The 12,566-nt window shown below is 68.9% G+C and carries 12 protein-coding genes and 1 pseudogene; 7 read left to right on the top strand and 6 right to left on the bottom strand.

Annotated features, from left to right (window positions below):
* Nucleotides 1-43: 43 nt before the first annotated feature.
* Both hmgA and ACZ45C_RS06190 read right to left on the bottom strand, forming a co-directional pair.
* Complete coding sequence (gene hmgA / locus ACZ45C_RS06185) at nucleotides 44-1,267, bottom strand: hydroxymethylglutaryl-CoA reductase (NADPH) (RefSeq protein ID WP_460560138.1); 1,224 nt, start codon at nucleotides 1,265-1,267, stop codon at nucleotides 44-46.
* 65 nt (nucleotides 1,268-1,332) lie between these two features.
* Entirely contained in the window at nucleotides 1,333-1,806 is a 474-nt protein-coding gene (locus ACZ45C_RS06190) for a GNAT family N-acetyltransferase (RefSeq protein ID WP_460560136.1), read from the bottom strand.
* A 109-nt stretch (nucleotides 1,807-1,915) separates the two neighbouring features.
* Between ACZ45C_RS06190 and ACZ45C_RS06195 the strand changes: the two genes are divergently transcribed.
* From ACZ45C_RS06195 to ACZ45C_RS06215, 5 genes and pseudogenes are all read left to right on the top strand, one after another.
* Complete coding sequence (locus tag ACZ45C_RS06195; protein ID WP_460560134.1) at nucleotides 1,916-2,779, top strand: DUF502 domain-containing protein; 864 nt, start codon at nucleotides 1,916-1,918, stop codon at nucleotides 2,777-2,779.
* Nucleotides 2,776-3,237, top strand: a complete 462-nt coding sequence (locus ACZ45C_RS06200; RefSeq protein WP_460560132.1) for an archease — start codon at nucleotides 2,776-2,778, stop codon at nucleotides 3,235-3,237. Before ACZ45C_RS06195 ends, ACZ45C_RS06200 begins: the two co-directional genes overlap by 4 nt.
* 98 nt (nucleotides 3,238-3,335) lie before the next feature.
* Nucleotides 3,336-3,847: pseudogene (locus ACZ45C_RS06205) on the top strand (hypothetical protein).
* Nucleotides 3,848-3,973: 126 nt separating this feature from the next.
* Nucleotides 3,974-5,101 (top strand): DoxX family protein, encoded by a 1,128-nt coding sequence (locus ACZ45C_RS06210; RefSeq protein ID WP_460560130.1) that lies wholly within the window; start codon nucleotides 3,974-3,976, stop codon nucleotides 5,099-5,101.
* A gap of 76 nt (nucleotides 5,102-5,177) precedes the next feature.
* Nucleotides 5,178-6,686, top strand: a complete 1,509-nt coding sequence (locus ACZ45C_RS06215) for an RtcB family protein (protein WP_460560128.1) — start codon at nucleotides 5,178-5,180, stop codon at nucleotides 6,684-6,686.
* 37 nt (nucleotides 6,687-6,723) lie between these two features.
* Here the strand turns inward: ACZ45C_RS06215 and ACZ45C_RS06220 are convergent, their stop codons facing one another.
* The 3 genes from ACZ45C_RS06220 to ACZ45C_RS06230 are packed head-to-tail and all read right to left on the bottom strand — an operon-like array spanning nucleotide 6,724 to nucleotide 8,436.
* Entirely contained in the window at nucleotides 6,724-7,035 is a 312-nt protein-coding gene (locus tag ACZ45C_RS06220) for an MTH1187 family thiamine-binding protein (RefSeq protein WP_460560126.1), read from the bottom strand.
* 25 nt (nucleotides 7,036-7,060) lie between these two features.
* Nucleotides 7,061-7,993 carry an alpha/beta hydrolase gene (locus tag ACZ45C_RS06225; protein ID WP_460560124.1) on the bottom strand — a complete coding sequence of 311 codons (933 nt, stop codon included), beginning with the start codon at nucleotides 7,991-7,993 and terminating at the stop codon, nucleotides 7,061-7,063.
* The gene (locus ACZ45C_RS06230; RefSeq protein ID WP_460560122.1) at nucleotides 7,990-8,436 is read right to left on the bottom strand and encodes a hypothetical protein; all 447 of its coding nucleotides are present in this window, start codon (nucleotides 8,434-8,436) and stop codon (nucleotides 7,990-7,992) included. The genes ACZ45C_RS06225 and ACZ45C_RS06230 overlap by 4 nt, the downstream gene beginning before the upstream one ends.
* Before the next feature lie 325 nt (nucleotides 8,437-8,761).
* Between ACZ45C_RS06230 and ACZ45C_RS06235 the strand changes: the two genes are divergently transcribed.
* Nucleotides 8,762-9,817, top strand: a complete 1,056-nt coding sequence (locus ACZ45C_RS06235; protein WP_460560120.1) for a DUF4013 domain-containing protein — start codon at nucleotides 8,762-8,764, stop codon at nucleotides 9,815-9,817.
* Between the two features lie 25 nt (nucleotides 9,818-9,842).
* The gene (locus tag ACZ45C_RS06240) at nucleotides 9,843-10,910 is read left to right on the top strand and encodes an mRNA surveillance protein pelota (RefSeq protein ID WP_460560118.1); all 1,068 of its coding nucleotides are present in this window, start codon (nucleotides 9,843-9,845) and stop codon (nucleotides 10,908-10,910) included.
* Between the two features lie 34 nt (nucleotides 10,911-10,944).
* Here ACZ45C_RS06240 and dnaG read toward each other — a convergent pair whose 3' ends face one another.
* On the bottom strand, nucleotides 10,945-12,429 hold the full coding sequence (gene dnaG, locus ACZ45C_RS06245; protein WP_460560116.1) for a DNA primase DnaG: 1,485 nt from the start codon (nucleotides 12,427-12,429) through the stop codon (nucleotides 10,945-10,947).
* Nucleotides 12,430-12,566: the final 137 nt, after the last annotated feature.

Consider the following 12,566-nt stretch of genomic DNA (forward strand, 5'->3'; position numbering starts at 1 on the left):
TTGTTCGGGCCCTCCCCCACTGGCCGGGCGGCCCTCTGACCGGCTACCGACCGAGGTCGGCGTGTGCCGACGACAGGTGTCGGGACCCGAGCGCCGCGAGCAGCGAGAGCTCGCCGGCGAGCGCACAGACCGCGATCGCCTCCGCGAGCGCGTCTCCGTTGCTCCCGGCGGGGTCGCCGCCGCCGCGGACGCCAAGGATGTCCAGCCCGGCCGCCTGCGTCGGGAGCGTCGTCCCGCCGCCGACGGTGCCGACTTCGAGGCTCGCGATCGACACCGACGCGTAGAGGTCGCCGTCGGCCGTCGTCTCGGCGGTCGTGATCGCGTTCGCGCCCTCGACGACCTGCGCCTCGTCTTGTCCCGTCGCGAGGAACATCGCAGCCACCGCGTTGGCGACGTGGGCGTTGAACCCGAGCGAACCGGCCTTCGCCGACCCCACAAGGTTCTTGCGCGTGTTGATCTCGGCTATCGCCTCCGGTGTCGTGTGGAGCCGCTCCTCGACGATCTCTCGCGGCACCTCGACGTCGGCCGTGACGGAGCGCCCGCGCCCCTCGACGGCGTTGACAGCGGCGGGCTTTTTGTCCGAACAGAGATTCCCGGAGAGCGCGACGAGCGACGCGTCGGTCGCGGCCTCGATCCGGTCGCAGGCCTCCCGGGTCGCGATGGTCGCCATGTTCATGCCCATCGCGTCCTTCGTGTCGTAGCGGAACCGCAGGAAGACGTTGTTGCCGACGACGTACGGCGTCACGTCGAGGAGTTCGCCGTGGCTCGTCGTCGACTCGGCCGCCTCGCGGAGGACTCCTTCGCTGTCGCGGACCCACGCAACGAGCGCCTCGGCTTCGGCGACGTCGCGGACCCGGAACACCGGTGCGCGCGTCATCCCGCTTTTCGTCACGCGGGCGGTCGCGCCGCCGGCGTCGGTGACGACGGAGCAGCCGCGGTTGATCGAGGCGACCAGGGCCCCCTCCGTCGTCGCGAGCGGGAGGTACCGCTCGCCGGAGAGCGCGCCGCCGTCGATCGAGACCGGACCGGCGACGCCCATCGGCACCTGCACCGCCCCGATCATGTTCTCGATGTTCGACCCGTGTGCGTCGGCGGCGTCGAAGGCGTACTCACCGAGCGCGTCGACGTCGGCGTCGGCCGCCTCGGCGACGAGGCGGCGGCGGGCGGCCGCGGCGGTGTCGGCGTCGGCGTACTCCTCGATCTCGTGGAACCGCACGTCGCCGTCGCGGACGCGGTCCGCGAGCGACGCGGGCGAAGGATCCGTCATGGCCGAGTCTCCTCGCGGCGCGTGCTAATGGTTATCGGTTCGACCGGGGTCGGCGGGTGTTCCTGTTACCGGCTCACGAACTCGGAGAGTCGTTCTCGGATCGAGTCGCCGCCGAGCTTGAGGTAGTAGGCGTCGCCGCCGTCTTCGTAGTAATCGTCTATCCGGCGAATGACCTCGAATCCGAGGTGCTCGTAGAATCCGAGCGCGGTGTCGTTGGTCGTGCGGGCGTGACAGGTGACCGACCGGTGGTCCGCGGCGACGTCGGCGATGAGTCGCTCCGCGTGTCCCTGTCCGCGGTAGTCGGGATTGACGGCTAGAAAGAGCACGTAGCCGTCGCGGCGGACGGACGCGAACGCGACGAGCGTGTTGGTCTCGACGAGGAGGTGCGTCGTGGACCGGCGATAGGCGTCGATGAAGAACCCTCGACGCTGTCGTAACACGTCCTCGTCGGCGCGGATCCGCTCTTTGAGGTCCCACGCGGCCGACGCGTGCTCGGCCTCGCCGGGTGGATCCGTCCGTTTCTCTACGGTGACGCTCACTGTACGCAACTAACAGCCCTGTGGGATATAACTCCACCGCCACCGGGGACAGACCAGCGTCGGAGTCCGCGACAGAACTGTTTTGTCGCGGTCGGTCGTGGAGACTCGTATGCTCGAGGAGACGTCGCCGGGACGGAAGCGGCTCCGGCGATCCTTCGTGACCGGCGTCGCCGTGATCGTGCCAGCAGTCATCACTCTCGCCGTGCTGGGCTTCGTGTTCAACGCCATCTACGCCTACGTCGACGCCTTCTCGTCGGCGGTCGCGCCGCTCTCCTCACGAGTCTCGGTGCCGTTCGTCGGCTCGATCTCCCGCCAGTTGGTCGTCGAGATCGCGACGCCGATCGTGTTCGTCACCTCGCTTCTCGTCCTCGGGATCGCGGTGGAGTCGACCCGGTACGGCGAGCGGGCGGTCGAGTACACACACTACGCGATCGAGCAGGTCCCCGGCGTCGGGTCGGTGTATCAGGGGTTCAGGCAGATGAGCGACGCCATGCTCGAATCCGACGAGGGGAACTTCCGCGAGGTGGTTCTCGTGGAGTTCCCGACGGAGGGGACCTACACGCTCGCGTTCGTCACGAGCGCGACGCCCGAGGCGGTCACGGAGCCGACCGGAAACGGCGATATGCGGACGATTTTCATGCCGATGGCTCCGAATCCGGTCATGGGCGGTCACGTCGTCTTCGTCCCCGAAGACCGGATCGTCGAGGTGGACCTGAGCGTCGAGCAGGGGCTGCGCGCCGTGGTGACGTCCGGCGTCGCCCTGGAGGGCGCGGCCGAGGACGAAGACGCCGTCTCTCCCGACGCGGTCCACGCGGCCGATACGGCCACCCATCTGCGTGACGGCCTCGACACAGAGTGGGAGATGGCGACGACAGCGGAGGGTGCCGACGTGGCCGAGCCGGACCCGAACGCCGCGACCGAACGGAACGCCGCGAGCGAACGGGGCGACGCGACCGGAGGCTCCGACAGATGACGTACGCCCTGCGAGATCACACCGCGGACATCGCCGTCGAGGCGGCCGGGGACTCCCTCTCGGCGTTGTTCGCGTCGGTCGCCGACGGGCTCACGGCCGCGAGCTGTGAGTCGATCCCGGACACCGGGGAGCGGTTCGACCTCACTGTGCGCGCCGAGGGCCCGGAGGCACTGCTCTTCGATTACCTCGATCGACTGATCTACGAGCGCGACGTGCGGCTCGTGTTGCCGGCCGATCACCGGTGTTCTGTCTCCGCGTCTCACTCGGCCGAAGACGACGGGACGGACGCCGCGGATTCCGAAGACCGCGAGGACGCCACTTGGACGATCGACGCCTCCGCCCGCGGTGTCCCCCTCGCCGACGTTTCGGCCCGCGAGATCAAAGCAGTCACCTACTCCGAGATGACGCTCGAACGCCGCGACGACGAGTGGTACGGGTACGTCGTCTTCGACGTCTAACGAGCGATACGAGCGGCTTGTGACCGGCTCGCCCGAAGAGCTATGTTTTATCGAGACTATTGGTAACGTATGTCATTAAGTGGCGTGGCGACGGGACAGTGAAGTCGGTAGACGAGCACCACTGGATCGCCGGCGGGCTCTCCGGACTCGTCGCCGGCGCGGTAATAGGTGTCGTGTTACACGGGCACTGGGGCTCATGCCGATCATCCGTGCGCTCGTCGGCGTCGAGACCGTCCTCGCGGGCTGGACCGTCCACCTGTTCAACAGCACGCTGTTTGGCGGGCTGTTCGTCGCGATCTTCGACCGGTCCCTCTTCGCGGAGCTGCAGACGGATCTCGGAGGCTGTCTCTCGCTCCGCGTCGGCCACTCGGCGCTGCTCGGCGTGATCACTGGCGGGCTGTTGCTTCCGACCGCCCTCGCGATCGAGGGGGCCACGTCGCTCCCCGTCCCGACGCTGCCGGTCCCGGGGCTCACGGCGAGTCTCGAGTTCGGCGCGGTCATCGCGGTCGCACGCCTGTTGTACGGACTCGTACTCGGCGGGACGTTCGCGGTGTTCACCGTCACCGACGAGCCGAGCGAGCCGATCCCGGCCGATCCCGCCGACCGGTGAGGATCGCGGTGACGTCCACCGCTTTCCGGCGGTGACCGTCCCGTTCGTCCGGCACCCGCCCCGCCCGGATCTCCGTCGATCCGCCGCCGTTCGACCATTTATCCACGCGGGGCCCGTTGTCCTCGTATGACACGCACTCGCCTCGTCCGCCCGGCCTCGGTCCTCGCCGCGGCGCTCGCCGGTGTCGCTCTCGCGTCCGGCGTCGCCTCGGCGCACGTGCGGTACGTCACCTCGACTGCAGAGGTCGGCGAGGGGATCGCGTTCTTGGTCGACGCACTCGCTGACCCAGTGAACGCGACGGTGCTCGCGGGCGGCGGTCTCGCGCTGGCGGCCGCGGTCGTCACCTACCGCCGCGTTCACATTTTCGACCGCGATGTCGCGACCTTCCGGTCCGTGATGATCGAGTACCGAGACCTCCTCCCGTGGCTGTTGCGCCTCGGGTTCGGACTCCCGCTCGTCGGTGCGGGCTTCGCTGGCTACTTCCTCAACCCCGTGGTCGACCCGCTGATCGGCGGCGGCGTCGACCGACTCCTGCAGATCCTGCTTGGATTCATGATCATCTTCGGCTTCGGCACGCGCGTCGCCGCCGGAGCCGGGCTCGTCGCCTATCTGATCGCGCTCCCGGCCGCGCCGCTGCTCGTCTACTCGCTGGAGTGGATACCGGGATTTCTCGCGCTCGCGCTCGTCGGCAGCGGCCGCCCGAGCGCCGACCACGTGTTCGAGCGCGTCGCGTCCACGCCCGGGACGTTCTACAGCGAGATCGATCCGATCCGACGGGCCGTGGAGTGGGGGACCGACCGCCTCGACCGCCTCGAACGGTACGTGCCGACGGTAATCCGCGTCGGAATGGGCGTCGGGTTCGCGTTCCTCGGTCTGTTCGAGAAACTGCTCGCGCCGGAGATGGCCCGCGGCGTGGTCGAGCAGTACGGGCTCTCGACGGCGACGCCGATCCCGCCCGACCTGTGGGTCCTCGGCGCGGGGTTCGGCGAGATCGCCATCGGCGTCGCGATCGCCGTCGGCTTCTTCACCCGGGCGTCGGCGATGGCGGCGCTGTTCGTGTTCACGCTCACGCTGTTCGGGATCCCCGACGACCCCGTATTGGCGCACATCGGTCTGTTCAGTCTCGCGTCCGCGCTGTTGATCACGGGAGCCGGGCCGTACGCGCTTGACAACCGTCTCGCGGATCCGCGGCGCGCACCGGATGACGCCGGGTCCGAGGGTGCGGCGAAGCCTGCGGGTCCGGCGGACGACTGAGCGGCGCTCCTCGGCGAACGCGGACGACCGCCCGCGGGACGTAACGCTATTCCCCCGTCCCGGCGAACGCCGGCGTATGACAACCCGCGATATCGACGGGATCCGACTGGAGAAGGTGCGCGAGCACGTCTGGGAGATCCCACGCGAGGGCGACATGAACGTCCCCGCCCGCGTCCTCGCCAGCGAGGCGCTCTTGGAGGAGATCGGCGAGGATGACACCCTCGAACAGCTGCGGAACGCGACGCACCTCCCGGGGATGGTCGAGCCGGCTCTCTGTATGCCGGATGGCCACCAGGGCTACGGGTTTCCCGTCGGCGGCGTCGGCGCTATCGACGCCCGAACCGGCTGTATCTCGCCGGGAGCTATCGGTTACGACATCAACTGCGGCGTCCGGATGGTGCGGACGAGCCTCACCTACGACGACGTTCGGGGACGCGAACGAGAACTCGTCGACGCGCTGTTCGAGGCGGTTCCCTCCGGGCTCGGCGGCGGCGGCGTGATCGACGGGACCGCCGACGCCATCGACGGGGCCCTAGAGCGCGGCGTCGAATGGGCGGTGGAGGAGGGCTACGGGATCGAGAGCGACCTCGCGCGCTGTGAAGACGAGGGACGACGCCCGGACGCGCGCCCCGAGTACGTCACCCAAAAGGCGAAAGACCGCGGCCGCAACCAGCTCGGATCGCTCGGCTCCGGAAACCACTTCCTCGAAGTGCAGCGCGTCACGGACGTGTTCCGTGACGCGGTCGCCGAGTCGTACGGGCTCCGCGAGGACGGCATCGTCGTCCTGATCCACTGTGGGAGCCGCGGGCTCGGCCACCAGACCTGCAACGACTACCTCCGGCGGATCGAGACGGAGCACGGCGATCTGCTCGATTCGCTGCCGGACAAGGAGCTCGCGGCCGCGCCCGCCGGCTCCGAACTGGCCGAGGAGTACTACGGCGCGATGGGCGCGTGCATCAACTTCGCGTGGGTGAATCGCCAGCTCATCACCCACCAGGTCCGCGAGACGTTCGGCGAGGTGTTCGACGCCGACCCGATCTCCGACCTCGGGATGGAGCTGCTGTACGACGTGGCGCACAACATCGGCAAAAAGGAGACCCACGAGGTTCCCGTCGACGCCGACGGGCGGCCCGCGGTCGGCGACGCGGCCGTCGACCGCGCCGAGCGCGAACTGTACGTCCACCGGAAGGGCGCGACGCGGGCGTTCCCCGCCGGCAACGAGGACGTTCCCGCGGCCTACCGCGACGTGGGGCAGCCCGTGATCATCCCCGGGAGCATGGGCGCGGGCTCGTACGTGCTCCGCGGCGGCGACCAGTCGATGTCGGTCTCGTTCGGGTCGACCGCACACGGCGCGGGCCGGCTGATGAGCCGGACGCAGGCGAAACAGGAGTTCTGGGGCGGCGACGTGCAAGACGGTCTCGAAGCCGACCAGCAGATCTACGTGAAAGCGCAGTCGGGCGCGACGATCGCCGAGGAGGCACCCGGCGTCTACAAGGACATCGACGAGGTGATCCGCGTCAGCGACGATCTCGGAATCGGCGACAAGGTTGCGCGGACGTACCCCGTCTGCAACATCAAGGGATAGTCGGCCGCGCCGAGGCGCTCGCTCATCGAGTCGTCGGTCACCGCTCCCGTTTCGCCTCTCTGCCGAGGTGTTCCTCCACGGCCGTCACCTTCTCTGCGGCCGACTCGCCGCTCGTCCGCTTGTCGTCGACCTTCAGTACCGTCGAGACTCGGTCGCCGTCGACGGCATTGTGAGCCGCCGCGGCGGCCGCGAACAGCGTGTCAGCGTCGTCGGCTTCGATCACCGTCCCCATCGGATTCGTCTCGTAGCTCACGTCGAACGCGTCGAGCGCGGCGACGGCCTTCGCGACCTCCTCGGACATGCTCCCCTCGATCACCGGCGCGACGCTCAACAGCGCGATAACGGTCATGGACGCCGGTCCGTCCCGCTGTCACTTAAAATACGTCGCGCAGGAACGAGAGCTGGTGGCCGACCGCGGGTTCGAAGTCCTCGCCGAGCACTGAAAAGTGGTCTGCGGGCATCGAGACGACGGTCCCGCGAGAGAGCGCCTCGCCCGCGTCCGTCACCGACTCACTCTCGACGATCTCGTCGTCGGTCCCGGCCACGAGGAGCGTCGGCGCGCGGATCTCCGCGAGTCGCTCGACGGGCCGGTAGGTCGCGACGCGGAGCAGCGACCGCGCCGGCGTCTCGTTTCGCCACCGCGAGTCTCGGTCGACCAGATCGAGGTACTTCCGCTTCGTTCCCGGCTCCGTGATCGCCGCGAGGTCCGCGGCGTCGCCGACGATCGGGACCGTCCGACCGCGCCCGAACCGAGCCCCGATCAGGTCGCGGACGCCCGCGACTCCCGATCGGAGCAGGTATCGCGCGCCGCGTCGGCGAGCGATCGCGCGCCCGTCGAGCATCGGGACGAGCCCGATGACGGCGTCGACGTCGCGGCGGTCGGCGGCGAGCGTGAGGACGTGCGCAGCCGACAGCGACGACCCCCAGAGAACCAGCCCGCTTCCGACGGCGTCGACTCGGCGCGCTCGGTCGATCGCCGCCGCGTAGTCGTCGCGTTGGCGCTCGGGATGGACCGCCTGTGCGTCGCCGTCGGACGCGCCGAAGCCTCGGTAGTCGAAGCACAGCGCGGCGTAGCCGGCGTCTGCGAACCGCTCTGCGACGGCGGGATAACCGAAGCTCCGTTCCGCGCCGAGCCCCGGTGCCATCACGACGACCGGCGGATCCTCCGGACCGCCGCCGGGGAGGTACAGCGTGCCGCGACAGGTCTCACCGTCGACGTCGAAGGCGATCTCGCGGGTGGCGAACCGCTCGCGCGGCGGACGATGGAGGCGTCGCTGCGCGCGGTTGACCGGGTGTCGGCGCGTCACGGCCGCTCACCGCGTGGGTTCTCCGTCGGGTCGTGTCCCGTGTCCCCGTCCGCTTCGTCGTCTCCGGCGCGCCCATCCGCGTCTTCCGGGTCCCCGTCCGCGTGCGTCAACGTCTCCAGCACGCGCGTCGAGAATTCCGTCTCCGAGATCTCGTACGCGAGGAGGGCGTCGAACCACGCGGCCTCGGCGCGCCACGCGCCGAGGACGTCTCCGGGCGAGCGGATCACGGTGGCCTCGACCGTGACGGGCTCCCACGCGTCGGCCTCCGCGCGGTCGATGAGCGAATTGAGTGTCCGACCGATCTCCCCGCGGTGTACCTCCCGGCCGGGAAACGCCGTCATGTACGTGAGATTCAGCGGATCGCCCCCGTCGATGCGCTCGACGTTGACTCCGTAGCTGCGGAGCGCAGACTCCACGTCGCTCGTCCGCTCGTCGCCGGTCATACGGGACCCTCGGTCGGCCGGGATAAATCGGTACCGGCGTACGGTTGGCCCGGCGTGTGAGGTGTCCGGAAGATACGAGCACGAATCGACGGCAGAGTAACAAGAAAACACCGAAGACCGGTCCGAAAGCCGCAGACGGGGGCCGCCGATCAACGGCGGCTACGGTTTTGTCAGAGGCACACGATTGTCCCGCGCGGCCATATCGACGTACTTCTCGGGAACATATAAACGCTCTGGCGGATTCTCAGCGTTCGATCGACCGATCGACGATCGCTCACTCGGCATCGCGGTTACCATTTATACCTCTCGCGGAACAGCATCCGATATGCTCCGGAGGGTGATCACGGTGCTGGCGCGTTCGACTGACCTCGCCGGTACCCTCGTCGTCGGCGGGCTGTTGACCCTCTCAACGTGGATCGCCCTCCCGGTCTGGATCGCCGCGACGCTCGCCACGCCGCCGGTCGTCGTGGTCGGCCCGCTCGTGTTCACGCCGGCGCTCGTCGTCCGCGGCTACTTCGTCAGAATCCTCGCCGACGGGATCGAGACCGGGAACGCGGACGGTGCTGCGTCGTTCATCGCGTGGAACGATCTCTACCGCGACGGGATCAGGTCGGCGCTGTTGAGCGCTATCCTCCTCGCTCCGCTGTTGTTACTACTCGCGATGGCGACCGTCGCGGGCGTCGTTATCCGGTCAGAGACCGTCGATCCGGAACCGATCGCCGCCGCGATCGAGAGCGCACTCGGCCCGAGCGGGACCGCGGCCGTCGTCACGGCCGCGGTCGGACTCCTCACCGCGGTCACCGCCGCGTATCTGATCGCGTTCGCGTACGTCAAACCCGCCGCGCTCGCCGCGTTCGCCGCGTCGGGCCGACTCCGTGATGGCCTCCGGCCGAGCCGGATACTCCGCGTCGCCGGGTCGGGCCGGTACGCGGCGGCGTGGATCGTCGCGACCGCGGTGCTCGCCGCCGGATACGCCGCTGCCGGTCCGCTCGTTCCGATTCTCGTCGGCGGCGTCGTCGTCTTCGCCGTCCGCACGATCGCCCACGGGGTGTACGGCCGCGGCGCGCGCGCGGCGCTGCGGGGAACTCGGTCCGCCGGTATCGGCGTCGTAGGGACTGGCGCGTCGGAAGTCGCCTCCGCGAGCGGGGGTCCGCCGGAGTCTCCCGCGTCACGCGCGGCGGCCGGAGTTCGCGGCCGGCCGGTGCGATCGATGGGCGACGGCGGCTCGCGACCGCCGCGAGCCGAGGCACCGCCCGCCGTCCAGTCGGGTCGGTCCGTCCCGATCGACCGCGATCGGTCGCTCGATGCGGATCTAACCGACCCGAGCGGCTTCGAGTGGGTCTCGCTGGAGGCGAGGGGCGACGACAAAGACAAGAGTTGATACGAGGCCGGGCGAACGGTCGGCCATGCGAATCTCCGATCGGGGCTACGGCGAGGAGGGCCGCGAGCGGCTCACCCTCGTCCCCGAGAACGTCGACGACCTCTGGCATCTGGCGCACGTCTTGGAGCCCGGTGACCGCGTCGAGGGCGACACCACCCGCCGGATCCAGCGCAACGACGACCAGATGCGCGACACCGGCGGGCAACGCGAGCACATCTTCGTCACGCTCGAAGTCGAGGAGGTCGAGTTCGCCCGGTTCGCCAACCGCCTGCGCGTCTCGGGCGTCATCGTCGCCTGTTCGCGCGAGGACCAACTCAACGCCCACCACACGATCAACGTCGAGGAACACGACGAGATCACGGTGGAAAAACACTTCAAGCCGGACCAGACCGAGCGACTGGAGGAGGCGACGGAAGCCGCCGAGAACCCCGACGTGGCGATCGCGACGGTCGAAGAGGGGGCCGCGTACGTCCACACCGTCCAGCAGTACGGGACCGAGGAGTACGCCTCGTTCACTAAACCCACGGGAAAAGGCGACTACTCCCGCCCGCGCGAGGAGCTGTTCGCCGACCTCGCTGACGCGCTCGCCCACCTCGACGCGGACGCCGTGATCCTCGCCGGCCCGGGGTTCACGAAGACGGACGCGCTCGACTACATCGAGGAGGAGTACCGGGACCTGACGGACCGGATCACCACGGTCGACACCTCCGCCGCCGGCGATCGCGGCGTCCACGAGGTGCTCAAGCGGGGCGCGGTCGACGAGGTGCAAAAGGAGACGCGGATATCCAAGGAAGCGAGCCTCATCGACGACCTCACCGAGAACATCGCACAGGACGCGAAGGCGACGTACGGTCCGGAAGACGTGGCCGAGGCGACGGAGTTCGGAGCGATCGAGACGCTACTCGTCGTCGACGATCGGCTCCGCACGGAGCGGCAGGGCGAGGGCGACTGGGAGATAGATGTCAACGAGGTGATCGAATCGGTCGAACGGCAAGGCGGCGACGTGGTCGTCTTCTCCTCGGAGTTCGCCCCCGGAGAACAGCTCGCGAACCTCGGCGGGATCGCCGCGATCCTGCGCTACCGACTCCAGTAGCCCGCCGCTCCCTCTTGGAGAGATCAGAACAGCGTTAGCTTCCGGCGCGGAGGTCTCCCACCGTGAGGACACGCGTCCCGATCGGCCGTTTCACGAACTCGCCGACATCGCGGCCGAGCAGTTCCCCGACTCCGCGCTGGGCTGCCACGTCGAGGAGCCGCTGGTCGATCCGCCCGTCGACGACGACCGCGTCCGGAGCGGTGTCCGCGCTCTCGATCGCGTCGAACGCGTCGGCGGCGGCGACCTCCGCGAGCACGCCGAGGTCGTCGCCGAGGAGCCGGGCCCGGCCGCTCTCGGCGTCGACAATTTCCTGAACGTGTTCTTCGAGCGATCGCGGCTCGTCGTCCGTCCGCTCGTCGTCAGTCGGTTCGTCGTCCGTCGGAGCCGCCGCATCCCCGTCCGAAGCACTCTCGGTGTCGGCGGACGAGCCGCGTGTCTCGTCGTCGGACCGGGCGCGCTGCTCGCCGTCGTCGTCGATATCGGGAGCCTCGTCACTGGTGTCGTCGCTGCCGCGCTCGTCGCTGCCGCGCTCGTCGCTCCCGTTCGAAGACACCTCAGTCGACAGGTTAGGACCGTCCTGACTACCCGGTTCGACCTCACCGGCTCCGTCTGCACCGCCGGACTCGACCGCGCCGGACCCGTCCGTAGCGCCGCGCGCGTCGGAGACGGCCCCCGCGTGCGGCTCCGCCTCGGCGGCCTCTCGGAGGTTCTGTTCGTCGGCGAGGCTGCTGTACGGGACCTTTCCGCGGAGCGCGTCGAACACGGCGCTGCGGTCGAGGTCCTCGACGGACTCGCCCGGCGGGGCGAACGCGACGTAGTCGACGTCGCCGACCTGCGCCAGTTCGCGTAAGATCAACTCGCCGCCGCGGTCCCCGTCGAGGAAGGCGGTGACGGTGCGATCGGCGGTGAGGTCTGCGACCGCTTCGGGGACGTTCGTCCCCTCGACCGCGATCGCGTTCTTGATCCCGCAGTCGAGAAGCGTCAGCACGTCGGCGCGTCCCTCGACAACGATGACGGCGTCGGAGTCACCGACGCGAGGACCGGCCGGGAGCCCCCGATAGTCGACGATGCCCTCGACGCGGGCGGCCTCTCTAACCTCTTCGAGGATATCGTCGCTCGCGAGGCTCGTCTCGTCGAAGCCGCCCGCGATCAGTTCCTTCGCGCGCTCGACGACCTCGCGGCGCTTCGCCGCTCGCACGTCCTCGATGCTCGTCACTTCGACCGACGCGCGACAGGGACCGATGCGGTCTATCGTCTCCAGTGCGGCCGCGAGGATGGCGGTCTCGACCTTGTCGAGACTCGACGCGACGGTGACCTCGCCGAACGACTGACCGTTTTCGGACTCGACGGCGACGTCGATCCGACCGACGCGAGAGGACTCCTGCAGATCCCTGAGATCCAACTCCTCGCCGAGGAGCCCCTCGGTCTGGCCGAACACCGCGCCGACAACGTCGCTCCGCTCGACGACGCCGTCGGCCGCGATGGTGGCGTGAATCAGATATTTTTCTGTGTCTTTCATGATGGTGAATGGTGATGATCGAGCGGCGCTGACCGCCCGTGCGTGGTTGTGGCCGTCGCGGAAAATAGTTATCGCACCGTCTCCGTCACCACTGTTTGAAGAAGAATTTTCTACAAAGATTCTTATCGAATTTGAAT

The organism is Halorubrum pallidum (assembly GCF_055380345.1).